Source organism: Vibrio hippocampi (assembly GCF_921292975.1).
GTDB classification, from domain to species: domain Bacteria; phylum Pseudomonadota; class Gammaproteobacteria; order Enterobacterales; family Vibrionaceae; genus Vibrio; species Vibrio hippocampi.
Window position 1 is genome coordinate 220004 of sequence record NZ_CAKLCM010000002.1, and the last position, 23224, is coordinate 243227.

20 protein-coding genes are annotated in these 23224 nt (G+C 45.2%); 9 read left to right on the plus strand and 11 right to left on the minus strand.

The annotated features are described in order from the left end of the window. Nucleotides 1-27: 27 nt before the first annotated feature. The 3 genes from L9Q39_RS03470 to nagA form a co-directional block, all read right to left on the minus strand. Entirely contained in the window at nucleotides 28-1623 is a 1596-nt protein-coding gene (locus L9Q39_RS03470; RefSeq protein WP_237483734.1) for a cation:proton antiporter domain-containing protein, read from the minus strand. A gap of 176 nt (nucleotides 1624-1799) precedes the next feature. Then, nucleotides 1800-3014 carry a DNA-binding transcriptional regulator NagC gene (gene nagC / locus L9Q39_RS03475; RefSeq protein ID WP_237483735.1) on the minus strand — a complete coding sequence of 405 codons (1215 nt, stop codon included), beginning with the start codon at nucleotides 3012-3014 and terminating at the stop codon, nucleotides 1800-1802. A gap of 2 nt (nucleotides 3015-3016) precedes the next feature. Then, a complete protein-coding gene (gene nagA, locus L9Q39_RS03480) occupies nucleotides 3017-4153 on the minus strand; it encodes an N-acetylglucosamine-6-phosphate deacetylase (protein WP_237483736.1) in 1137 nt (378 codons plus the stop codon). A gap of 425 nt (nucleotides 4154-4578) precedes the next feature. Between nagA and nagE the strand changes: the two genes are divergently transcribed. Continuing rightward, nucleotides 4579-6063: an N-acetylglucosamine-specific PTS transporter subunit IIBC gene (gene nagE, locus L9Q39_RS03485; RefSeq protein WP_237483737.1), complete on the plus strand. Its 1485-nt coding sequence runs from the start codon at nucleotides 4579-4581 to the stop codon at nucleotides 6061-6063. 169 nt (nucleotides 6064-6232) lie between these two features. Further along, entirely contained in the window at nucleotides 6233-7900 is a 1668-nt protein-coding gene (gene glnS / locus L9Q39_RS03490) for a glutamine--tRNA ligase (protein WP_237483738.1), read from the plus strand. Between the two features lie 152 nt (nucleotides 7901-8052). On the opposite strand, the gene fcrX is transcribed toward glnS, so the two are convergent. After that, nucleotides 8053-8499: a ferric iron uptake transcriptional regulator FcrX gene (gene fcrX / locus L9Q39_RS03495; protein WP_237483739.1), complete on the minus strand. Its 447-nt coding sequence runs from the start codon at nucleotides 8497-8499 to the stop codon at nucleotides 8053-8055. A gap of 187 nt (nucleotides 8500-8686) precedes the next feature. Between fcrX and L9Q39_RS03500 the strand changes: the two genes are divergently transcribed. Beyond that, nucleotides 8687-9205, plus strand: coding sequence for a DUF4442 domain-containing protein (locus L9Q39_RS03500; protein ID WP_237483740.1), 519 nt, complete (start codon nucleotides 8687-8689; stop codon nucleotides 9203-9205). Between the two features lie 57 nt (nucleotides 9206-9262). Here the strand turns inward: L9Q39_RS03500 and fldA are convergent, their stop codons facing one another. The 3 genes from fldA to L9Q39_RS03515 form a co-directional block, all read right to left on the minus strand. After that, nucleotides 9263-9796, minus strand: a complete 534-nt coding sequence (gene fldA / locus L9Q39_RS03505; protein ID WP_237483741.1) for a flavodoxin FldA — start codon at nucleotides 9794-9796, stop codon at nucleotides 9263-9265. Between the two features lie 59 nt (nucleotides 9797-9855). Further along, entirely contained in the window at nucleotides 9856-10077 is a 222-nt protein-coding gene (locus tag L9Q39_RS03510) for a DUF2788 domain-containing protein (RefSeq protein ID WP_237483742.1), read from the minus strand. A 102-nt stretch (nucleotides 10078-10179) separates the two neighbouring features. After that, nucleotides 10180-10944 carry an alpha/beta fold hydrolase gene (locus L9Q39_RS03515; protein WP_237483743.1) on the minus strand — a complete coding sequence of 255 codons (765 nt, stop codon included), beginning with the start codon at nucleotides 10942-10944 and terminating at the stop codon, nucleotides 10180-10182. Between the two features lie 93 nt (nucleotides 10945-11037). On the opposite strand from L9Q39_RS03515, the gene seqA reads away from it, so the two are divergent. From seqA to rlmM, 6 genes are all read left to right on the plus strand, one after another. Then, on the plus strand, nucleotides 11038-11574 hold the full coding sequence (gene seqA / locus L9Q39_RS03520) for a replication initiation negative regulator SeqA (RefSeq protein WP_237483744.1): 537 nt from the start codon (nucleotides 11038-11040) through the stop codon (nucleotides 11572-11574). Nucleotides 11575-11662: 88 nt separating this feature from the next. Continuing rightward, nucleotides 11663-13309: a phosphoglucomutase (alpha-D-glucose-1,6-bisphosphate-dependent) gene (pgm, locus tag L9Q39_RS03525; protein ID WP_237483745.1), complete on the plus strand. Its 1647-nt coding sequence runs from the start codon at nucleotides 11663-11665 to the stop codon at nucleotides 13307-13309. Between the two features lie 426 nt (nucleotides 13310-13735). Beyond that, a complete protein-coding gene (locus tag L9Q39_RS03530; protein WP_237483746.1) occupies nucleotides 13736-14644 on the plus strand; it encodes a transcriptional regulator GcvA in 909 nt (302 codons plus the stop codon). Next, nucleotides 14637-15272 (plus strand): alpha/beta fold hydrolase, encoded by a 636-nt coding sequence (locus L9Q39_RS03535; RefSeq protein WP_237483747.1) that lies wholly within the window; start codon nucleotides 14637-14639, stop codon nucleotides 15270-15272. Before L9Q39_RS03530 ends, L9Q39_RS03535 begins: the two co-directional genes overlap by 8 nt. Then, a complete protein-coding gene (locus tag L9Q39_RS03540; RefSeq protein ID WP_237483748.1) occupies nucleotides 15265-15681 on the plus strand; it encodes a DUF423 domain-containing protein in 417 nt (138 codons plus the stop codon). Before L9Q39_RS03535 ends, L9Q39_RS03540 begins: the two co-directional genes overlap by 8 nt. Continuing rightward, nucleotides 15678-16769: a 23S rRNA (cytidine(2498)-2'-O)-methyltransferase RlmM gene (gene rlmM / locus L9Q39_RS03545; protein WP_237483749.1), complete on the plus strand. Its 1092-nt coding sequence runs from the start codon at nucleotides 15678-15680 to the stop codon at nucleotides 16767-16769. Before L9Q39_RS03540 ends, rlmM begins: the two co-directional genes overlap by 4 nt. 94 nt (nucleotides 16770-16863) lie before the next feature. Here the strand turns inward: rlmM and xni are convergent, their stop codons facing one another. The 4 genes from xni to L9Q39_RS03565 form a co-directional block, all read right to left on the minus strand. Continuing rightward, on the minus strand, nucleotides 16864-17634 hold the full coding sequence (gene xni, locus L9Q39_RS03550) for a flap endonuclease Xni (RefSeq protein ID WP_237485493.1): 771 nt from the start codon (nucleotides 17632-17634) through the stop codon (nucleotides 16864-16866). Between the two features lie 95 nt (nucleotides 17635-17729). Then, the gene (gene ppnN, locus L9Q39_RS03555; protein ID WP_237483750.1) at nucleotides 17730-19085 is read right to left on the minus strand and encodes a nucleotide 5'-monophosphate nucleosidase PpnN; all 1356 of its coding nucleotides are present in this window, start codon (nucleotides 19083-19085) and stop codon (nucleotides 17730-17732) included. 163 nt (nucleotides 19086-19248) lie between these two features. Next, entirely contained in the window at nucleotides 19249-20814 is a 1566-nt protein-coding gene (locus L9Q39_RS03560) for a GGDEF domain-containing protein (protein WP_237483751.1), read from the minus strand. A gap of 112 nt (nucleotides 20815-20926) precedes the next feature. Continuing rightward, nucleotides 20927-23206 carry a tetratricopeptide repeat protein gene (locus tag L9Q39_RS03565; protein ID WP_237483752.1) on the minus strand — a complete coding sequence of 760 codons (2280 nt, stop codon included), beginning with the start codon at nucleotides 23204-23206 and terminating at the stop codon, nucleotides 20927-20929. Between the last annotated feature and the right edge of the window lie 18 nt (nucleotides 23207-23224).

Sequence of the window (23224 nt, forward strand, 5' to 3'; positions counted from 1 at the left end):
TTTGCTAACGAAATCAAGCCGGTCACTTTAGCGTGACACGGTGTCCTTAAGCTGCGGTTGTAATTTATCACAGACGTTGCGTGCAAAGCCGCTCCCCGCTTCGCTGTAGATATTGAAGGAGGCATCGACGCCTAATTCATCAAGCTCTTGCAGCTGATCTGCATAGGCAGCAATGGCGGCAACCTGCCCATTAAAAGAGGTTTGATTCAGCAGTGACAGTGCGGTCTGATTACCTAAATGATTAGGCATGGCGAGCAACACCAGTTTTACTTGCGCGGTATTGAGGATCCGCTCCCAAAAGTCCGGGTCGGTCGCATCGCCGGTAATCACGTTTCGACCTTGTTCACGATGATGCAAAGCGGCATCTTCACGCACCTCAACCCCTAAACTGACCTTGCCATATCTTTGATGTATTTCATCGTATGCCCCGGTGCCAATACGACCCATACCGAGGATAAGCACTTGAGCTTCACCCGGATGAATAAATTGGTCCTTTAGGTTCACTTTTTCTTCAGCATGCTCTTTTAACCACTTAGAGCTGCGACGGTAGAGATCATGAGCCACGCGGTTTATTGGCGCGGAGATGACAAAGGAGAGAGACACGGCAACGGCAAGCGCCACGAGTAGGTCGCCAGACAGCCAGCCAAGTTTATAGGCCAGTCCGCCAACAATGAGACCAAATTCGCTAAAGTTAAACAGGGTCAAAGAGGCGAGCAAACTGGTGCGTACTCGGAACTTAAAGGCATTAATGATTAAGAAATAGAGCGCGCCTTTGAGTGGCAACAGGATTAATAGCAGTATGCCAAGAATAATCCCTTCAACGGTGGTTTGAACGGCTAAGCCTATGTTGAGGAAGAAGCAGACTAAGAATAATTCTTTAAGATTAAACAGTGACTTAGAAAGCTCGGAAGCCTTGCTATGAGAAGCAAGCAGCATACCGAGAATCAGCGCGCCTAAATCCGGCTTCATCCCCACGAGTTCAAACAACCCAGCACCTGCGACTAACGCGAAGAATATGCCACTTAACACCAGCATTTCACCGTGACCCGCTTTATCCAATATCTTGCCCATCAGTGGACGCAATAACGGTAGAGCAAAGAGGGCGATGGCATACCAGTGTGGCAGTTTGCCAGTCGAGGCGGTAAGAAAGATCACCGCAAAGACATCCTGCATGACCAAGATACCGATGGCTAAACTGCCATAGGTGGCGTTTAAATCCCCCTTTTCTTGCAGAGTTTTCACGGCAAATACGGTACTTGAGAATGAAAGGGCGAAACCAAGCAATAGCATTTGTCCCCAATCCATTCCAGCAAGGTTGCTGATCCCTAACGTCTTCAAACCCACTAAAATTATCGTAAACAGTGAGGTCGATAACAAGTTGTGAATGGTGGCACTCGCCCAGATATCTTTGGATAATAACGTGCGGATATCGAGTTTAAGACCAATGGTGAACAGTAACAGCGTGACACCCAGATCGGCAAAAGTGACCAGTTTCTCTGTGGATTGGTAGCCAAACTGACTAAGGGCAAAACCTGCGATGAGAAAACCGACTAGCGGCGGAAGCTGGCATTTAATAGCAATAAAGCCAGCGATAAAAGCAACGGTGATTAGAATAAGTTCCATAGTATTTCTAAATAAGTTATGAGCCGTTTGCTACCTGACTTGAGTCCTTGCTTATTCAAGTCGCGAGAGGTTGAAAGCGAATCTCTAATTTGATGGTTAGAGATTGAATACCTGTGATAAAACGATAGCAAAACCCCATTGTAACCAAGTTACTCAAGTGATTTCACTATCGAGGCTCAAACTTCCAGTAGTTTTTGTAACAAAACGCCATTAAGCATCGCTCGCTTTATCATGGCGAATGCGCCGAGTGTGGGCTGTTTGTCGAGCTGTGAGGCGACAATCGGCAAATTGGTGTGGAAAGTGGTAAGCGATTGGTTCTCCACATTGCGACGTATCGCAGGGAACAAAATCTCGTGTGCTTCAGTGATGTCGCCAGCGATGACGATCTTTTGTGGATTAAACAAATTAACGGTGATTGCAATCACTTTACCCAGTTGGTCGCCAACCTTAACAATGCTCTGCTTCGCCAATTCGTCACCATTCAGGGCGTGCTCACAGACATCATCAATGCCAATATCCATTAATTCGGCTAACGAAGAGCTGTAACCTTGCTGGATCAGTTGCTCAATACGCTTGAGAATAGCGGGGTTTGAAGCGACAGTTTCTAGACAGCCAAAATTGCCGCATTGGCATTGAGTACCCAGAGGGTCGATCTGAATATGACCTATCTCCCCAACATTATGGTTGCTGCCCAAGAACACTTGCCCATTAACGATAATACCCGCCCCTGTTCCTTGATGGACGCTGACTAGAATAGAGTCTTGGCAGTCTTGACTAGCGCCAAAATAGTGTTCCGCGAGGGCGAGTCCACGAGTGTAGTTGCCCACAAAGCATGAAACAGAAAATGTTTCATTGATGATATTGGATAACTCCAGTTTATTGATATCAATATTGGGCATATAAGAGACCACACCGGTGATCGGATCGATGAGTCCTGATAGGGTAATGCCAATAGCAATAAGCTGGTCGATTCTATTTTGATGATTGGAGAGAAAGCGTTTGATGTGAGCGACTAATCCATCGATCAGTTCACTCTCGCTTTGATATGCAAAATGATGATGTTCGTTAGCGATAAGCTTAGCGCCCAGATCGTAAACCGACAGTTGAATATCATCCCTGCCCACACGGATGGCAATCGAGTGGAAGGACTCCACCGAAGTCGTTAAGGAAATGGCTCGGCGACCGCCGGTTGAGGCTTGCTGAGCCACTTCTTTGACGAGACCTTGTTCAAGAAGTTGGCGGGTGATTTTGGTAACGCTGGCCGGCGCAAGTTGACTGACATCGGCGATTTGGATGCGTGATATCGGACCGTGTTGGTCAATAAGTCGATATACTGCTGCGCCATTCAGTTGCTTAACTAAGTCTACGTTACCTATCTGTCCGCCATTCATATTTAATTTTGCTCGTATTGTCCGTTAACTATGGTGCTCTGAACGTGAAACTTGTGATCAAACACGGTTAAGTTCGCCACCATCCCTTTTTTGATTTGACCCAGTTTGCTCTCCACACCAATTGCTTTGGCAGGATAGAGTGTGGCCATTCTCAATGCTTCGTCCAAAGCTATGCCTGCATATTCTACCGTGTTTTGTACCGCTTCAATCATGGTCAGTGCGGAACCACCTAAAGTGTTGTTTTCATCAACACACTTTCCATCTCTGTAATATACTTTCTTCCCGACAAAAATAAAGTAATCCATCTCAGCACCGGCTGGTGCTGTGGCATCGGTCACTAACACGAGCTTATCGCCCTTTAGTCTGTGCGCTAAACGTATGTTGGCGTAATCGACATGAAATCCATCAACAATGACACCAGCGTACACATCTGGGGTATCAAAAATCGCGCCGACAGCACCGGGTTCGCGCCCCGTCATTGGGGTCATTGCGTTGAACAGATGAGTGGCAAATGTGATACCCGCGTCAAAACCGGCTCTTGCTTGCTGATAAGTGGCGTCGGTATGCCCTATAGAAACCACAATGCCAGCTTTTGCTAGTTGCTCGATATGTCGAGCCTCGTTCAACTCGGGAGCGAGGGTCACTTTGGCGACGAGATCTCGGTTGGCACAGATCAAATCGATCATTTCGTCACTTGAGTGGCGGATATAATCCGGGGAGTGAATACCTTTACGCGCTACATTGAGGTAAGGACCTTCAAGGTGCAATCCAAGAGAATGATTTTGATGTTGGTTTTGATAGTCGCGAGCTGCTTGCAGCGCCAACTTCATATCTTCATCCGATGACGTGATAAGGGTCGGCAGAAAGCTAGTACAACCTGACTTGAGATTGGCTTTATGCATGATCTCGATGGTCTCGGCGGTGATGCTGTCATTGAACATAACACCACCACACCCATTCAGTTGTAAGTCGATAAAGCCGGGCGATAGGTTAGCACCGTTGAGATCGATGATCTCAAGGTGTTCAGGCAGTTCTTCCTGCGGTACAACAGAATCGATAGTTGTACCATCAATAACAACAGCATGATCAACAAGAATGTCTTTGCCGGTGTAGATTTTGCAATTGGTTAATGCGTACATAGTTGATGATTCCTAAATTTTCAATTTCATATACCTAAGTAGATTGACGCTTGAAAGATGCTCAAATTACTTAGGTATATTGTTGTTTGACTGCTGAAACAACGGACTCGAGACTCGAATGACCATTCCACTTGTGAGCCATTCCACTTGTGAACCTTGCCACTGTGCGACACTGCTTTTTTCCCAAGTGTTCCCACTATCTGTCATGCAATCATAACCACACAAAGAAGATTATTTAGATGATAAAATAAGTTTTATGATCTAGCTAGCATATTAATCTAAATCTCACCATTTTAGGGGATCTAAGTCACATTATTACTGGGTATAATTTGCGATGCGAATTAACTGACATATTCTTTGTAGGACTAATTTGAAGGGCTAAGATAAGTCCTACAAAGAATATTATTTATTCGGAGGGTAGTAACGTGAATATACTAGGGTACTTTCAGAAAGTAGGTAAGGCATTGATGGTGCCGGTTGCTACTTTACCAGCGGCAGCAATATTAATGGGGATTGGTTATTGGATTGATCCTAATGGTTGGGGCGCGAACTCTGCGCTTGCGGCTTTCCTGATCAAAGCGGGTGCCGCAATTATCGACAATATGTCGGTGCTGTTTGCGGTTGGTGTTGCGTTTGGTATGTCTAAAGATAAAGACGGCTCGGCAGCACTGGCAGGTTTTGTTGGCTTTTTGGTGGTGACGACACTACTTTCTCCGGCAGCCGTGGCACAAATTCAGGGGATTGCGCCTGAAGCGGTGCCAGCGGCTTTTGCTAAGATTAATAACCAATTTGTCGGTATCCTAGTTGGTATTGTCTCGGCTGAAATCTACAATCGTTACTCGACAGTTGAGCTGCACAAAGCGTTGGCTTTCTTCTCTGGTAAGCGTTTGGTGCCGATCTTGACCTCTTTTGCGGGTATTTTCATTGCTTTCATCTTGATGTACGTTTGGCCGACGGTTTATAACTCATTGGTCTCGTTTGGCGAGTCGATTCAAGGTATGGGTTCTGTCGGCGCAGGTATCTACGCTTTCTTTAACCGCCTTCTTATTCCTGTCGGTCTACACCATGCACTAAACTCCGTATTCTGGTTTGATGTGGCGGGCATTAACGACATTCCTAATTTCCTTGGTGGCGCAAAGTCGATTGCTGAGGGTGTTGCGGTTCAGGGTGTCACGGGTATGTACCAAGCGGGTTTCTTCCCAATTATGATGTTTGGTCTGCCAGGTGCAGCATTAGCTATCTATCACACCTCTAAGTCAGAGAACAAAGAAAAAGTCGCTTCAATTATGATTGCCGCTGGTTTTGCCTCGTTCTTTACTGGTGTGACTGAGCCGCTTGAATTCTCATTTATGTTCTTGGCGCCAGTACTTTACTTGTTGCACGCGGTACTGACCGGTGTGTCAGTGTTCATCGCAGCATCGATGCAGTGGATTGCTGGTTTCGGTTTCTCAGCTGGTCTTGTGGACATGGTGTTATCAAGCCGCAACCCACTTGCTGTTAACTGGTACATGCTGATTGCGCAAGGTTTGGTTTTCTTCATGATTTACTACTCAGTGTTCCGCTTTGCGATAACCAAGTTCAACTTGAAGACACCGGGTCGTGAAGATGAAGATACGACAACTCGTGTGGTTGAAACGTCAGATAAAACCGAGCTCGCGGGTCACTACATCCAAGCGCTAGGTGGCAAAGAGAACTTAGCTTCCATTGATGCCTGTATCACTCGTCTTCGATTGGTACTGAATGATGCTTCTTTGATGGACGAAAAACAATTGACCGCATTAGGTGCAGCGGGTGTGATTAAGCTTGGAAATGGCGCTGTCCAAGTGGTGCTTGGTCCCCTTGCTGAAATCATTGCCGGTGAGATGAATCAGTTGTGTGTTGATGATTTAGTGGTCAGCAAACAGCATTAACCGCCGCTGATGTGTGAGAAAAGCCTCCTTGTGAGGCTTTTTTGCGATTTAAAGACAAGGTTAACTAAAATAATCCAATGAAAGTGCGAGTTCTTGTTGAGCTTTTCAGAATAATTGTGGATCATTGCAGATTATATTTCGACGATACTAAAACTTAGAGGTGTTATAGATGAGTGAAGCTGAAGCTCGTCCATCGAACTTTATCCGTCAAATTATCGATAAAGATTTAGCTGATGGTAAGCATACCAGTGTCCATACCCGTTTTCCGCCAGAGCCAAACGGCTATCTGCATATCGGGCATGCAAAATCCATTTGTTTGAACTTTGGGATTGCTCAGGACTACCAGGGACAGTGCAACCTTCGCTTTGATGATACCAATCCAGAGAAAGAAGATGTTGAATACGTTGAGTCGATTAAAAACGATGTAAGCTGGTTGGGTTTTGACTGGTCTGGTGATATTTGCTACTCGTCAAACTACTTCGACAAGCTGTATGGTTATGCGGTAGAGCTGATCAACAAAGGTCTTGCTTACGTTGAAGAGTTAAGTGCTGATGAGATCCGTGAATATCGCGGTACGCTAACGCAGCCGGGTAAACTGAGCCCATATCGTGATCGTAGCGTCGAAGAAAACCTAGCGTTGTTTGAAAAAATGCGTGACGGTGGTTTCGAGGAAGGCAAGGCATGCCTGCGCGCTAAAATCGATATGTCGTCATCATTTATGGTGATGCGTGATCCGGTACTTTACCGTGTGCGTTTTGCTTCTCACCATCAAACCGGTGATAAGTGGTGCATCTATCCAATGTACGACTTCACTCACTGTATTTCTGATGCGCTGGAAGGGATTACACACTCACTATGTACCCTTGAATTCCAAGACAACCGTCGTCTTTACGACTGGGTGTTAGAGAACATCACTATCGACTGCCAACCTCGTCAATACGAGTTCAGCCGTCTAAACCTTGAATACACCGTGATGTCTAAGCGTAAGCTAAGCCAACTAGTGACTGAAAAATTGGTTAATGGTTGGGATGACCCACGTATGCCAACGATTTCAGGTCTACGCCGTCGTGGTTTTACGCCAGCATCAATTCGCGAGTTTTGTAAGCGTATCGGTGTGACCAAGCAAGAGAACATGATTGAATTTGGTTCTCTAGAATCTTGTGTTCGTGATGATCTTAACAGCAATGCACCGCGTGCAATGGCTGTGTTGGAGCCCATCAAGCTAGTGATTGAAAACTTCGAGCAGGACAAGGTTGAAACTTTGTCGATGGCTAACCACCCAAATAACGAAGAAATGGGTGTGCGTGAAGTGCCATTCACACGTGAAGTATGGATCGAACGCGACGATTTCCGTGAAGAAGCGAACAAGAAGTATAAGCGTCTTGTTCTAGGCAAAGAAGTTCGTCTACGTGGTGCTTATGTGGTTAAAGCCGAGCGAATCGAGAAAGATGAAGCGGGCAATATCACGACGATTTTCTGTAGCTATGATCCAGAGACGCTTGGCAAAAATCCAGCGGATGGTCGCAAAGTAAAAGGTGTGATTCACTGGGTATCCGCAGACAAAGGTCTTCCAGCAGAAATCAGACTGTACGATCGCTTGTTTACCGTGGCTAACCCAGCGGCGGCAGACAACTTTGCGGAAACGATCAATCCAGAGTCACTGGTCACTCTTAACGGTTTTGTTGAGCCAAGCTTAGCGGAAGCGAAACCTGAAGCGGGTTTCCAGTTTGAGCGCACGGGGTACTTCTGTGCTGACTCGAAAGACTCTAAACCTGAGGCATTAGTGTTTAACCGCACTGTCGGTCTTCGTGATACTTGGGCCAAGATTGACGGCTAATCATGCGTCTATCTGTCCTTAAGGGCAGTCATTAGAAGCCAGTCATTATAAGTAGGTCATCAGAAATGGTGACTTACATAAAAAAACCTATCCATTGGATAGGTTTTTTGCGTTTTATAAAGTGAAAATTATTAGCTGAGCAAAACCAACAATTACTTCGCTTTATGTGCGTCTGGGTTGGTCTTGCACGCTCCACCGATACATTTACCATAAAGATATAGGCTGTGGTTGGTGAGTTCGATGCTGTAACGAGCGGCGATCTCTTTTTGACGAGCTTCAATCAAGTCGTCAGAGAATTCGATAACCTCGCCACAATCTAAGCACACAAGGTGGTCGTGGTGGTGTTGCGTTGATAGTTCAAACACTGACTTACCGCCTTCAAAGTGGTGACGGGTAACGATTCCAGCATCATCAAATTGGTTCAAAACGCGGTAAACGGTGGCAAGACCGATCTCTTCACCGATATCGATGAGTTTTTTATACAGATCTTCTGCACTAATATGTTGGAATTCTGGTTTCTGCAGTACTTCCAAAATTTTTAGCCTAGGTAGGGTGACTTTAAGTCCCGCATCCTTAAGAGCTTTATTGTTGTCTGACATATACTTTCCTGTGGTGGGCTGCAGTTATAAACAGATTTTATAATCGATACATTATAGGGTACTAATACAAAACAATAAACCGCGAACTTCAAGGGGTTACTTACTATAGCCTGAGAAAGAGCGCTATGTCACTTTACAATCACATCTGACCAGTTACAATTTATTTACATTTGTAAGGGTGGTTAGCATGGATAGACGAATAGAAAAGTGGTACAGGCCAAAGTGGGTCAAGCTCGCGCTTAATCTTTGGCCGCCGTTTTGGGGAGCAGGCATTCGTATTGTCAGCATTAGTGAAGACTTTACCTGTGTCAAAGTACGATTGAAATTTCGCTGGTGGAACAAAAATGTCAATCGTTCACAGTATGGAGGCAGTATTTTCTCCATGACGGATCCCATCTATACGTCGATGTTAATTGGTATTTTGCGTGAAGAGTATTACGTGTGGGACAAAGAGGCGAGCATTGATTTTATTAGCCCCGGACTTTCCTACCTCGAAGCAGAATTTATTATTTCCCAATCTGTTGTCGATGATATCGTTCGACAAACGGCGACTGGCGAGAAGTGCTTTCCTGAGTTCACTACCCATATCACCGATAGTCAGGGAAAAATCGTTGCCACGATTCAGCGTAAACTGTACGTGCGTAAAAAGCGCAAGTATCGAGAAAAACCGCTCTCGGATAACGAAGAAATATCGACATCTCAATAAAAAATGCCTCCGTTCATTCATGAAGGAGGCATTTTTGTTACGAAAATGATCGAATGATTAGTCTTCGAGTTCCGACAGACACATCTCTTCATAAAGTTGCTTAGTCCAGTTACTCACACGTTCTTCAGTGAGTTCTGGTTGACGATCTTCATCGATACATAGACCAACAAATTGTGACTCATCGCCTTCGACGAGTGCTTTAGACGCTTCAAACTCGTAACCGTCGGTTGAAGTTTGACCAATGATAGTGCCACCTTTCGCTTCAACGACATCGCGGACAGTACCCATTGCGTCACAGAAGTACTCTGCGTAATCTTCTTGGTCACCACAACCAAAGATAGCAACCAGTTTGGTTGAGAAATCGATGGCTTCTAGCTCTGGGAAAAAGTCATCCCAATCGGCTTGTGCTTCACCGTAATACCAAGTTGGGATACCCAGAAGCAGTAGATCAAAGTTGTCGATGTCTTCTTTGCTACTTTTTGCGATATCTTGTACGTGAACGAGTTGTTTACCCAATTCTTTTTGGATCATCTTTGCAATAGCTTCTGTATTACCAGTATCACTACCAAAGAATAGACCTACACTTGCCATAGATTCAGTACCTTTTCAAATTCTCTGATGGGGTAGTTTTATTACGCGTTAATCATGTTTTAACTTAGCCCCGAGCCTTCCCAGCTAAGCTGTATAAGACCTTTTGCTATAAATCCTGCACACCCTAAAAACAGTACAAGCCAAACGATACGACGTCCAAAAACCGGCACATTGCCTTGTTTTAATACATCTTTGATTGCCATACCAATCAAAAAGAAGATGGCAGCAAATAATAAATCGAGTCCTATGGACTCCAACTTATCAATGTAGTCGTATAGCATGGTGTTCCTTGTATGCCAAAAATGCTAACGCTGAACTATATCATTGTTGGAACACAAAGTTAATGACTCTTATTGTCATCTGAATATTCGCTTTCAATGATCTTAATGACCTAAAAATTTACGCATACTTCGCAGCACTTCAATCGGCTTTTCGGCATGTAACCAATGCCCAGTGTTGGCAATGATGTGCGCTTTAGCGTTGTTGAACTGTGCTTGAATTTGCGGTTGATGTTCAGATAGAAGGTAGTCGGAATCCCCGCCTTTGACAAACAGCGTAGCCACATCAGTTTGTTCAATTGGCTGCCAGTCAAGAATGTTCATATACTCTTGCTTTAATGTTTCAAGATTAAACTTCCAGCACATATTGCCATCCTGTTTGTCTAAGGATTTGGCTAAAAATTGGCGCACACCTTCTAATTCGATATGTTTTGCCATCAATGCGAGGGCACTGCGCCGATCCGGTACGGGGTTGTTCGCCACTTCAGTTAACCCAGCTAGGACCGCATCATGCCGCCGCTGAAGATATTTTACCGGCGCCATATCCAATACGATCAATTTGTCGATTGTTAACGGTAAATCGCACAACTTCATCGCCACCTTGCCACCCATAGAGTGACCGACCACAATGGGATTATCGATGTTGAGATGCTTAAGGAGTTCTGCAACATCTTGTGCCATTGCTGGGTAGTTATGCTGGGAACGATGAAAGGACTGACCGTGGTTGCGCAAATCAATGCTGACAACATCAAAGTCCTGTTTTAGGTCGCGAGCAAGCACCCCTAAATTGTTCAGATCACCAAAAAGACCGTGTAGCAGAATCAGTGGTTTTCCTTGACCTTCTCTTTTGTAATTTAATAAAGCTGACATTTTTCTGTTATTCGTGATGTGTTTAACGTGGAGGTTCATAAAGGAACTCGTTATAATCAGTCAGAGTTTAAACATAGAGATTGTGAAAAGCGAATGAAAACAATTGAGGTTGATGAGGATCTATACCGTTACATTGCCAGTCAAACCCACCACATTGGTGAGAGTGCTTCAGATATCTTAAGACGTCTGCTTAATGTTGATGCCTCTGAAACGGAACAGAAACCGGCTACCGCGAAAACTATTGTTGTCAGCAAAGATGTCCCGGCACCGGTATTTGAGAAAACCGATGCAGTTAAAGAGATCCGCTCATTGTTGATTTCTGATGAGTTTGCAGGACTTAACAAAGCGATTGATCGTTTTATGCTGGTATTGTCAACGCTGTATCGTATTGAGCCAACCAGTTTTGCCGAGGCAACTCAGGTTAAAGGTCGTAAGCGCGTATATTTTGCCAATGATGAACAAACCTTATTGGCGAGTGGCACCACCACCAAACCAAAATCCATTCCTAATACACCGTTTTGGGTCATAACGAATACCAATACAAGTCGAAAACGGCAGATGGTTGAACAGGTGATGACGATGATGTTACTTCCCGCGGAAGTCATCGAAAAGGTCACCAACGCTATCTAGGATTTAGCTTTCACCTCATAATGTTCATATTTAATGGATATTATGAGGTTTTTTACTTTTTAGCTTAATTTTTAAAAGGACGTCCCCTATGGCTAACCATCCTCGCGCCGGGCAGAAAGCCTTGCAAGAAGATCTACATAACATTCCAGCACTCGTTGCCAACTATTTTCTGATCCAACCAGAAGCGGGCAATGCAGAACAGAAAGTACAGTTTGGTACTTCTGGTCACCGTGGCAGTGCAGATAAAGCGACTTTCAATGAAAACCACATCCTAGCGATTGCCCAAGCTGTGGCAGAAGTGAGAGCCGCACAGGGCATAACTGGTCCTTTGTTTGTGGGTAAAGATACTCACGCTTTGTCTGAGCCAGCGTTTGCTAACGTTGTTGAGGTATTGGTTGCCAACGGTGTTGAAGTCATAGCGCAGGAAAATAGCGGTTACACGCCCACCCCAGGTATTTCGCATGCGATTCTTACCTACAATAAAGTTAACCAAGCCAAAGCTGACGGCATCGTTATTACCCCTTCGCATAATCCACCACAAGATGGCGGCATTAAGTATAACCCTGTTCACGGTGGTCCAGCAGAAGGCGAGTTAACTCAAGCGATTGAAGATAGAGCCAACGAAATTATTGCCAATGGGATGAGTGATGTAAAACGTCTGCCTTATGCTCAAGCGGTTGCCTCTTCACTGTTTGTGGCGAAAGATTTGGTGGCACCTTATATTGATGACTTAGTTAACGTTATTGATATGGAAGCGATTCAGAAGGCGGATCTTAAAATGGGTGTTGACCCACTTGGCGGGTCTGGTATTGATTATTGGCGTCAAATTGCTAAAAAATACCAGTTAAATCTGACCTTAGTGAATGAAGCTATCGATCCAACCTTCCAGTTTATGTCATTGGATAAAGACGGCGTGGTTCGTATGGACTGCTCTTCACCTTACGCAATGGCAGGTCTGCTGGAGCTGAAAGATGACTACGACTTAGCCTTTGGTAATGACCCAGACTATGATCGCCACGGTATCGTGACGCCAGCGGGTTTGATGAATCCAAACCACTACTTGGCGGTGTGTATTGATTACCTATATCGTCACCGCGAGGGTTGGGGTTCGGATGTAGCCGTTGGTAAAACCTTGGTTTCAAGTGCATTGATTGACCGTGTTGTTGCTGATCTTGGTCGTGAATTATGTGAAGTCCCAGTGGGCTTCAAATGGTTCGTTGATGGTCTTTATAATGGGTCGTTTGGTTTTGGCGGTGAAGAGAGCGCGGGCGCGTCTTTCCTAAGAAAAGACGGTACACCTTGGTCAACGGATAAAGACGGCATTATCTTGTGTCTTCTTGCTGCGGAGATCACCGCTGTGACGGGTAAGAACCCGCAACAATATTATGAAGAACTCGCCGCGAAACATGGCGAATCTCAATATAGCCGCTTGCAATCTGTCGCCAATACAGAGCAAAAAAATGTGCTGAAGAAACTTTCTCCTGAGATGGTTTCTGCCACGACGCTTGCGGGTGATGAAATCACCGCACGATTGACTCACGCTCCAGGTAACGGTGCCGCAATCGGTGGTTTAAAAGTCACCACAGCGAACGGTTGGTTTGCCGCGCGTCCTTCCGGTACTGAAGAGATCTATAAGATTTATTGCGAGAGCTTTAAAGGGGTTGAACACCTTAAGCAGATCGAAGCCGAGGCACAAGATATTGTTAGCCAAGTCTTTGCAGATGCCGGTTTTTAACTTAAAGAGTTAACGACATTAATAGAGAACGGTTGCCATGAGCAGCCGTTTTTTTTGCTTAATTTTGGCAGTTGGCATAGCGAGGCGAGCAACGAGTGATAAAAGTGTCGGAATCTTGCAGATAAAAGAACACCGCCATAAAGGCGGTGCAAACATTGACAGACAGGTCAAAAACAGGAAGTACGTACACCATTTACTCAGTAAGTAGTATCACTCAGTAAGCACTGCACGGTGGTAGAATCTACCTAAACTCGAAAATCGAGATTGCAAACACAACATTACAATCGAGTGCCAATTGATTCTAGAGAGAATCAAGCCGTTCAGGCTCTCGTCTGTGGGGTGAAATATAGAATTTATCTGGCTCTGCGACAATCGACATTTTATAATGTTTCGCATAAGAAAAACTAATGCAAATAGAGAGAGTCAATGTCGAGACGTTTCCCCCCATTAAATGCCTTGAAAGTCTTTGAAGCGGCGGCTAGGCACTTAAGCTTTACTCGTGCCGCCGAAGAGCTATTTGTGACGCAAGCAGCGGTGAGTCACCAAATCAAACTGTTAGAAGAACATCTGGGCTTGAAGTTATTCCGTCGTCGCAATCGTTCTTTGCTGCTGACTGAAGAAGGGCAAAGCTATTTTCTCGATATTAAAGAGATCTTTTCCTCACTAGCAGAAGCAACGGATAAGCTGCTTGAGCGCAGTGAGAAAGGGGCGTTGACCATTAGTTTACCGCCAAGTTTTGCCATTCAGTGGTTGGTACCGCGCTTGGCGGATTTTAATCAACAACAGCCGGATATTGATGTACGAATCAAAGCGGTGGATATGGATGAAGGTTCACTGACCGATGACGTGGATGTGGCGATTTATTATGGACGCGGAAATTGGCCCGGCTTGCGAGCGGATAAATTGTATCAAGAGTTTTTAGTGCCACTTTGTGCACCCGCGCTGCTGTTAGGTTCAAAACCATTAGATACATTAACCGATCTCTCTCAGCACACCTTGTTGCATGATATGTCGAGAAAGGACTGGAAACAGTTCGCCAAGCAAAACCAAATTGAAGGGATTAATGTCAATCAAGGTCCTATATTTAGTCACTCAACTATGGTGTTGCAGGCCGCAGCTCATGGGCAAGGTATTGCTTTAGGTAATAATGTGTTAGCACAGCCCGAACTTGATGCGGGTCGGCTGATTGCCCCGTTTGATGAGGTGTTGGTCAGTAAAAATGCCTTTTATGTCGTCTGCCATGACAAACAAGCGGACATGGGACGAATTGCGACTTTCCGAGATTGGATGCTGGCGAAAGCACAAAGTGAACAAGAGGAATTATTGGATGACTGAATTACTTGAACCATCAATGCTCACTGATGGACCGGAAGAGGGACCTATTTTTCTCTTTGCTCATGGTGCTGGCGCGGGGATGCAGCATGAGTTTATGCAGGACATAGCAACGCGCTTAGCGCAAAAACAGATTCGAGTGATACGTTTTAACTTTCCTTATATGGATAAGTCTGCGGTCGATGGTAAGCGACGCCCACCAGATAGGGCACCCAAATTATTGAATGCGATGACAGGCGTATTAGAAAACGTGACCAACCAACCGATTGTGATTGGTGGTAAGTCGATGGGTGGCAGAATGGCGTCTTTACTGGCTGAGCATCCGTTAGTCGCATCCATTGCTTGTTTAGGCTTTCCATTTCACCCTCCGGGAAAACCAGAAAACTATAAAGGCGCTCATCTAGCGGAGATCGCGAAACCTTGTCTTATTATCCAAGGAGAGCGTGATACCTTTGGCAACGCAACGGAGTTGCCGGAGTTTGCCTTCTCACCACGGGTTTCTACGATGTTAGTACCTGATGGTGATCATAGCTTTAAGCCTCGGAAATCCTCAGGTTTTACTGAGGAGCAGAATCGACAAATGGTCGTCGATCGCTTAGCGTTATTGATAAAAGGAGTGACCGATGTTTAATCGTGTATTGATAGTCATCGCCGCTTTATCTGGTTTGTTCAGTGTTGCCCTCGGTGCATTTGCCGCTCACGGTCTAAAATCTTCTCTGTCACCTTATCTGCTTTCCGTATTTGAAACGGGTGTGCATTATCAGTTTATTCATACGCTTGCGGTGATCTTCTGTGTGGTGTTGGCGTTACAGTCAAATAGCCACAATCATCAAAAGGCGTTTCATCGTGCCGCTATTTGTTTTATCATCGGCATCCTTTTCTTTAGTGGCAGTCTCTATGCTCTAGCATTAACCGGCGTGAAATGGTTTGGACCAATAACACCGCTCGGTGGTGTGATGTTTATGATAGGGTGGGGATGCTTGGCTTATGCTGGGTATCGAATGACTGACAAAACCGAACAAGATGGAGTCAAACAGTGAAACAGGTCATGCTTTATTGCCGCTCAGGCTTTGAAAAAGAGTGCGCGGGCGAGATTCAAGATAGAGCTACACAACTGGAAGTCTATGGCTTTCCTCGAGTTAAAAACAACGCAGGTTTCGTGCTGTTTGAGTGCTATCAGGAAGGCGATGCCGAACGCCTGATCAAAGACATCGATTTTCAATCGCTGATTTTTGCGCGTCAAATGTTCGCTGTGGCAAGCGAGCTTCAGGCGTTGCCGAGTGATGATCGCATCACGCCAATTTTACAAGCGTTGGGTGAACATGAGACCTTCCCGCGTTGTGGTGATCTGCGTATTGAAACTCCTGATACCAATGAAGCGAAAGAACTGCTTAAATTCTGTCGCAAGTTTACGGTTCCAGTACGACAAGCGATGCGTGGTAAGGGTTACCTGTACACTAAAGAAAATAGTAAAAAACCGGTGCTGCATATCTGCTTTGTTAAACCGGGTCACTGCTTTATCGGCTACTCCTATTCAAGCAATAACTCAGCGTTCTTTATGGGTATCCCGCGTTTGAAATTCCCAGCGGATGCGCCAAGTCGTTCAACGCTGAAACTCGAAGAAGCTTTTCATGTGTTTATTCCAAAAGAGGAATGGGACACGCGCTTGGCGTCGGGTATGTGGGGAGTAGACTTGGGCGCTTGTCCCGGTGGTTGGACTTATCAGCTAGTGCGTCGCTCTATGTTTGTTCATGCCATTGATAATGGCATGATGGCGGACAGTTTGATGGATACGGGTCAGGTAAAACACCATCAGGTTGATGGTTTCAAGTTTGAGCCACCTCGTAAAAACGTGACTTGGCTAGTGTGTGACATGATCGAGAAGCCTTCGCGAGTGGCACAGTTAATGGGCGAATGGCTAATTCGTGGTTGGGCAAAAGAGACCATCTTCAACCTAAAACTGCCAATGAAAGGTCGCTATGATGAAGTATTAGAAGACATCGAAAACTTAAAATACTTCCTAATTGAAAACAAGGTCAAATTTAAGCTGCAAGCCAAGCACCTCTATCACGATAGAGAAGAGATCACCGTACACATCCAAGTGCTATCCAACATCTCCCCCCATTAACCACAAAAAGCTCTGCATTTATGCAGAGCTTTTCCCTACAACCTAGCCCTTATAAACCTAGCACCTATAAACCTAGCACCTATAACCAACAACCCTACTTTTCCCCAAACCGAATATCCTGCAAGTTAAAGCCGAGTTCAATATCGGTTTTCAACGCCGCCACTCGCTTGCAGATCCTCGCCATTTCGATCGAGGGTAACAGCTTTTTTTGATATTTCGGGGCGAGTTCATCCGATGACACCGCTTGCTCAATATCAGTAAACTGAGTCAGGATCTCTTTTGCGGCTTTAGGTCCAATACCCGCAACGCCGGGCACTTGTGATGAACTGATTCCAGTTAAGCCCCAATAGTCAGCAAGTTGCTCAGGTTTGACGCCAAACTCTTGTTCAACGAACGGCGCATCTAGCCAGCGGTGCTGGAAGTAATCGCGAATTTGCAGTGTCGGAGACAGCAACTGGCAATAACCTTTGTCGGTAGAAATAATAGTGACTTTTTCATTGTGCTGCGCCACTTTGACGGCCAATGTGGCGACCAAATCATCGGCTTCATCACCGTCAGAGAGTAGAGAGTCGATCCCCAATTCCCACCAAGCTTGTTGAATATCATTGAGACCATTGAGCAATGGCTCAGGCATGGGCTTTCTATTTTGCTTGTATTCCGGTAACAGCTCAGCACGCCAGCCGCGTTCTTGCAGATGGTGGTCGAACACGGCCAAAATATGAGTAGGCTTTGCTTCTTCAAGAATTCTATGCAGTGTTCTCGAGGTGGTCTGAATAGTACGTGCGATGTCGGTGGGATCGGGTTGAACAGCATGAACACGGCGGATCAGGTTAAGTGCATCGATAATAACAAGATGTATAGACATAGAATGGATAAAGGTCACGAGTTAAGGTGACCTTTATTGTAAAGAAAACTGCGTGTGTTTTCAGAGGTTATTGTCTCGCTACCAGACAAATCCGTTTAATCGGCAATCTTGTAACAGGGAATATACTCAGAACCGGGCAATTTCATACGTTGTTGATCCACAAAGTCACTCAGCAGTTTGTCCATTTTAGTCATCAAAGCTTTATCACCGTCGATGATAAAGGGACCTTTCTTCTCGATTTCTTTAATGCCTTCCGCTTTCACGTTGCCTGCCACAATACCAGAGAACGCTTGACGCAGCGCTGCGGCAAGATTTTCGGCACGTTGATTGAGGTGAAGATCTAAACCAGCCATGTTTTCATGGGTCGGGTCAAACGGCAGTTGGAATTCAGGCTCAATTTTGAGTGACCAGTTGAAGCTATAGGCATCACCATTAGATTTACGATGTTCTTTTACAGCTGGCATCGCCTGCTTCATGATCCTTGCTGCCTGCGCCGGGTCATCAATGATAATTTGATAGTGTTTGGTCGCTTCCTCGCCCAGTGTTGCCCTGACGAATTCATCAATGGAGCGGAAGTAGGCTTCACTTTCTTTAGGACCTGTGAGGACGATAGGCAGTGGCTGCTCACGGTTATCGGGATGCATCATGATGCCAAGAATGTAAAGTAGCTCTTCGGCAGTACCTGGACCACCCGGGAAGATAATGATGCCGTGTGCCATGCGAACAAACGCTTCGAGGCGCTTCTCGATATCTGGCATGATAATCAGCTCATTAACGATAGGGTTTGGTGGCTCAGCAGCAATGATCGATGGTTCAGTGAGACCAATATAGCGCTTGTTGCCATAGCGCTGTTTGGCATGACCGATAGCCGCGCCTTTCATTGGTCCTTCCATCGCGCCGGGACCACAACCAGTACAGATATTCAGTTCACGTAACCCTAATTCATTGCCCACTTCACGAGTGTATTGATACTCGGTTGGGTTGATGGAGTGTCCACCCCAACAGACGATGAGGTTTGGATCGGCTCCGGGAATTAACGCGCCAGCATTGCGAAGAATACCAAACACCAGATTGGTGATATGAGTAGAACTGGTGAGATTGAGTCTTTGGTTATCTGCCAAGTGCATGTTGACGTAAACAATGTCTCTCAAGACCGAAAATAAGTGTTCTTGGATGCCCTTGATGATCTGACCATCAACGAAAGCATGTTCAGGCGGATTGGCCAGTTCGAGTTTAATACCGCGTTCTCGGCGCATAACACTGACATCGAAAGAGAGGTGTTTATCCAGCAGTTCTTTGGAGTTATCGGTGTGACTGCCAGAATTAAGTACCGCAAGCGTGCAGTTACGATACAGTTGATAAAGATCACTTGAGGCGGTTTTTTTTAGACGTTCTACTTCGAGTTGCGAAAGAAGATCCATGCTGCCCGCAGGACTGATATGTGTAATCATTGGCTTTTCCTTGTCATGAGTGAGCGATGGATAGAAGAAACCCAAAACGATAGCGTTGGCTTTTTCGGCTCGCTTCTTTTAGATTAGCAAAAATATAACTAATTGAAATATAAATGCTTGATCTTATGCGAATTCGCCTAGAGGGAAAATTATGACCTACGAATTAAGATTTCCACGCTAATTGGCGACTACCTAACTTTTGGCTGTGTTGCATGATTTCGTGTAAGCGATCCAACACGACGTCTGGCGTGTCATTCTGACTGAATGCTGTACTTGCCGCTGACAAGGTGATTCTTATCAGTTGGTCACGGAACTTAAAGGGTAACTCACTCACTTTGTTTTGTATCTGTTGAACCATCGAGAGTGAGGTTTGTTCGCTTTGTTCTGGAAGAATCAGTATAAACTCCTCGCCAGAGAAGCGAGCAACCGTGTCGGTATCTGAGATAGCACTAGCGATGGTTTTAGCGATAATTTTTAGCGCTTTGTCACCAGCACTGTAACCAAACTGTTGATTGATTGCCTTAAACTTATCAATATCAAATAGCACCACACGCAAGGGATGTTGGCTCTTGAGCCAGCGGCGGTACTCTAATTCTAACTTATCAAATAGAGCCGTACGGTTATAAGCTTTAGTCAGCGGATCTTGCAATAGGCGTTTTGACTGGTCTTCTAATCGGCGACGATAATCTTGAGTGACTTCATAAAGTGCTTCCAGCTGATTTTGGCTGTGCGTCATGCGCTCTAGCAAGGCTTGTTCACGCACTTCTGCGTGCTGAAGGCGTTCTGCCAATGAGCTTAACTGAGTAAAGACCTGTTGAGCTCTTTTTATATCCGGAGTGTCGATAAGCAAGGACTGTTTACCGGTATGAACTAAGGCTTTTAATTCTTGATTGGTAATTTGGCGCTGCTCAAAATAGACCTGATTCTGGTCGAGGTTTTGATGATTGCTTTTTAATGAAGAAGACAGGGAAGTATTTACCTGTTCTAAAAACTGTTCGGAGGTATTCCGCTCATAATTAGTGGCATCAATAACAAGCCTAAGCACTTGTAACGTGAGCTCCAGAATATGATTTTCTGGTTGCTGTTGCAGTAGTTTAGACCGGATGTCAAACAACTGCTCGCCAGCTTCCCCATCGAAGTCTAGCTCGGTAATCAAATTCTGCAGTTCGTCGTTTAAGCTCAACAGAATATCGCTACCAGATTGAACCTCATGATCGTTGCGATTCAAGCCTGTATTCGAGGTGATAATTTTAACCGCGCGATCATAAATGCTGAGCAGTTTTGTGGCATTGTCCGTGACTTTAAAGCCAGTTTGAGCCTGACTTTCGTACGCTAAAATATTGCGTAAATCACGCTTGATTTGTGCCGGTAGACCGGTGACGCGTTGTAAAGTTTCGCCACTACGGCGAGTTTGTTCTTCCAATGAGATTTGCTGCTTTTCCATAGTCGCTGCTTTTTGTCCGAGAAGGCGTTCTAAAATGGCAAAGTTTGGCACCAAGCTGCTGATATCTTTTTTATGCTCTAATTCGCGACGTAACTCGATCAGTTTGTCGTCTATTCTGGAGTGAGAACCGATATGAGCTTGACTAAGGCAGGCAAGAAAACGTTTGAGGATTTGTTGTTCACGACGCGCTTTTAACGAGCTGTCTCTTTGCGAAACACGTAGTTGTTCCAACTGCACTTTGAGCAGGTGGATATGTTCTAATGTTTCGCTCTCAGATGAACTCATAAATCTTCTAACAGTATGGGAAGGTGGTAAACTTATTGATGCTTTGCTAGATAGTATCAAATAACATCACAACGTCACGTATTGTGATGACTGATCGCTGCATTTTTAAGCACTAATAGTTATTTTTTTTGACTCCATCCTCATTCTGGAAAGAAGAATTAATTTTTATTAGACCTTGGTTGATTGCCGCTTGACAAGCTTGACGAATATCATTGTTCGCTAAACTGGCGGCAGGTGCGTTATCGATTGCTTTTAAGTAAACCCACTGACTGTCATTATGCAGCTTACTGACGTCACGCGCCTTGTGCGTCGCCAGCAGCAAAATGTCGAGTAGCTCTTGGTCGTTGATTGCGGTGTAAGCTCTTGGCAAGAATGGGTAATCTGCCATCCCCAATCGCACGATCGCATCAATATCGTGTTTCTCAGCAAATTCATTAATCCAGCCTTGGATCTGCTTATAAACCTCTTCGGCATCGCGAGCCTGTGCGCTTGGTTCGATATAAAGTAGGTGCGCATCAGAAAAGTGATACAGACGAGCAGGCGCGACCACTTTGCTAGCGATAAAGGTGCCAAAGGCATTTTCGAGTTCTAAGCCAGCTTTGTAGCCGTTTTGTAGGTAGGCATTGCTCAAAAAAGGTAAGTCCATCATAACAAAGCGCAACTTGTCACTGAGGGGTTCACTAATTAATTCGCCGACTTGCCACTGTTCAAAATAGTGCTGCGTCTTTTCTAAAGAGCTTGGCAGGTTAAGGTTAAGCAAGCGTAGATTAGACAACCCTGAGCGAGGATGAGTAAACAGGTTGCTAGTGAGTTCACTACGCTGAACCTTGCTTTTGCGATTCGAGTGCATCAATCTAACGACGACTAAGGTTGCCAAAATCAATATACAAACCAGCACGAAAGCGAGTTTTTGGAATCGTCTTTCTCCAGCGGTGACTTCAGTCAATTGCTGAGTTTGTGTCTTGTAGTGCAGACCTTGTTCAACAAATTGCTTTTGCTGCCTAAAGGCTTCTTCGCTGATTAAGTTGAACTGGGCTTGACGGTCAACCTGTAAAGCGTTGGCTTGTTTGGTATTTACCAAGGCTTGTTGGTATTCGTGAGTTTGCTCATAGCCTAGCGCCAGCAATTGATGCGCTTGTTGTGCCAGTAACGATGATTTTATCTCCCTTGCCAGCGTCAAGGCATTGTTGGCATGGTCGATGACTTTATCCGACTCTTGTTTATGGTAGGCCAATCCGGCATACAGCAGTTCAGCTCGCGCTTTTAGTTTTGGGTAATCAGCAAAAACAAGCAGTTTCTCGGCGCGTGTTAGATACTGTTCCGCAAGGGTATAGTTATAAAGTTGCAGATAGGTAGCCGCAAGGCTGATGCGAATATCGATCACTCTATCAACACTACTGACGGTTGCAGGATGGTCGATGACATTAAAGTAGTGAACAAGCGCGAGGTTCAATTTGCCCTGCAAGAAGTAAAGGTCGCCGAGTTTCTTTAATGTTTCTGCAAGTACCAGTGAGTCTGGATAGTTGTCATAATAATCCGCAGATTGAGTTAGGTGTTCTAACGCTTTGTCTAACACGTTGCGTTGCATAAATAGCTGTGCAAGCAGTCCGTTGACCTTTGCCAAACGAGCGCTATCGTTTTGTTCAATCGACGCCCAGTAGGCCATCAGTAGTTCAGATAACGCTTCGTTATATTTGTGGAACTTAAGGAAGTGCAGACCGTATTCGGTATGAAAGTCGATCTGCCATGCAGGTCCGGCGTTTGCGATGGTCTTTCCAGCATCGGTAAATAACGTATTGGCTAATTCAAATTGCTGTTCAGATGACGCAATCTGGGCGCGCAGTATCTTGATTTTATAGTAGGTTTGGTACGCAAGCCCCTGACCTTTTTCAATCACTTTCAAATTGTTTTCGATTAAGGTCAGTGAATCAAGCGCTTGAGTAGCATCGCCATTACTTACCCACAGCATACGGGTTTTCAAAATACCTATCTCTAATTCCAAGAACATCAAGTGGTACTTTTGTGCCATGACCGTTGCTTCTTCAAGGGTCTGAAGCGCATTTCTTGGTGACCCGAGATTGAACTGAGATTTGGCGGAAATAATCAATGCGTGAACACTGCTGATCGGTGTTCTTATTCGTTGATCACTGTCATCACGGGGCGTGCTCGGATTGTGCTCGCTAGTGTGTTTGGTCAACTTACGATTATCTAGGTAGTTGCTCACAATCGCATCAGTTTGAGCAGGGTCGATATCGACCAGCTTATTCGCCTCACGCAAAATAGGCGATGTGAAGTGCAATGCAGCCGAGGCAAAGCCAGAGCAAAGCGTGAAGCCAAGCCCTAAAACCACACTAAAGACCAGCCCTAGATTTATCCTAAGATGTTTGCCCATGATGATATCCGTATTCTT

Bases quoted from the DNA above. Each gene is read 5' to 3' on its own strand.
- glnS (WP_237483738.1), top strand. From the start codon at position 6,233: ATGAGTGAAGCTGAAGCTCGTCCATCGAACTTTATCCGTCAAATTATC.
- L9Q39_RS03500 (WP_237483740.1), top strand. From the start codon at position 8,687: ATGGATAGACGAATAGAAAAGTGGTACAGGCCAAAGTGGGTCAAGCTC.
- L9Q39_RS03540 (WP_237483748.1), top strand. From the start codon at position 15,265: ATGTTTAATCGTGTATTGATAGTCATCGCCGCTTTATCTGGTTTGTTC.
- xni (WP_237485493.1), bottom strand. From the start codon at position 17,634: ATGTCTATACATCTTGTTATTATCGATGCACTTAACCTGATCCGCCGT.
- L9Q39_RS03515 (WP_237483743.1), bottom strand. From the start codon at position 10,944: ATGTCAGCTTTATTAAATTACAAAAGAGAAGGTCAAGGAAAACCACTG.
- nagA (WP_237483736.1), bottom strand. From the start codon at position 4,153: ATGTACGCATTAACCAATTGCAAAATCTACACCGGCAAAGACATTCTT.
- fldA (WP_237483741.1), bottom strand. From the start codon at position 9,796: ATGGCAAGTGTAGGTCTATTCTTTGGTAGTGATACTGGTAATACAGAA.
- ppnN (WP_237483750.1), bottom strand. From the start codon at position 19,085: ATGATTACACATATCAGTCCTGCGGGCAGCATGGATCTTCTTTCGCAA.
- fcrX (WP_237483739.1), bottom strand. From the start codon at position 8,499: ATGTCAGACAACAATAAAGCTCTTAAGGATGCGGGACTTAAAGTCACC.
- L9Q39_RS03470 (WP_237483734.1), bottom strand. From the start codon at position 1,623: ATGGAACTTATTCTAATCACCGTTGCTTTTATCGCTGGCTTTATTGCT.
- L9Q39_RS03510 (WP_237483742.1), bottom strand. From the start codon at position 10,077: ATGCTATACGACTACATTGATAAGTTGGAGTCCATAGGACTCGATTTA.
- L9Q39_RS03565 (WP_237483752.1), bottom strand. From the start codon at position 23,206: ATGGGCAAACATCTTAGGATAAATCTAGGGCTGGTCTTTAGTGTGGTT.
- L9Q39_RS03560 (WP_237483751.1), bottom strand. From the start codon at position 20,814: ATGAGTTCATCTGAGAGCGAAACATTAGAACATATCCACCTGCTCAAA.
- L9Q39_RS03535 (WP_237483747.1), top strand. From the start codon at position 14,637: ATGACTGAATTACTTGAACCATCAATGCTCACTGATGGACCGGAAGAG.
- L9Q39_RS03530 (WP_237483746.1), top strand. From the start codon at position 13,736: ATGTCGAGACGTTTCCCCCCATTAAATGCCTTGAAAGTCTTTGAAGCG.
- nagC (WP_237483735.1), bottom strand. From the start codon at position 3,014: ATGAATGGCGGACAGATAGGTAACGTAGACTTAGTTAAGCAACTGAAT.
- pgm (WP_237483745.1), top strand. From the start codon at position 11,663: ATGGCTAACCATCCTCGCGCCGGGCAGAAAGCCTTGCAAGAAGATCTA.
- seqA (WP_237483744.1), top strand. From the start codon at position 11,038: ATGAAAACAATTGAGGTTGATGAGGATCTATACCGTTACATTGCCAGT.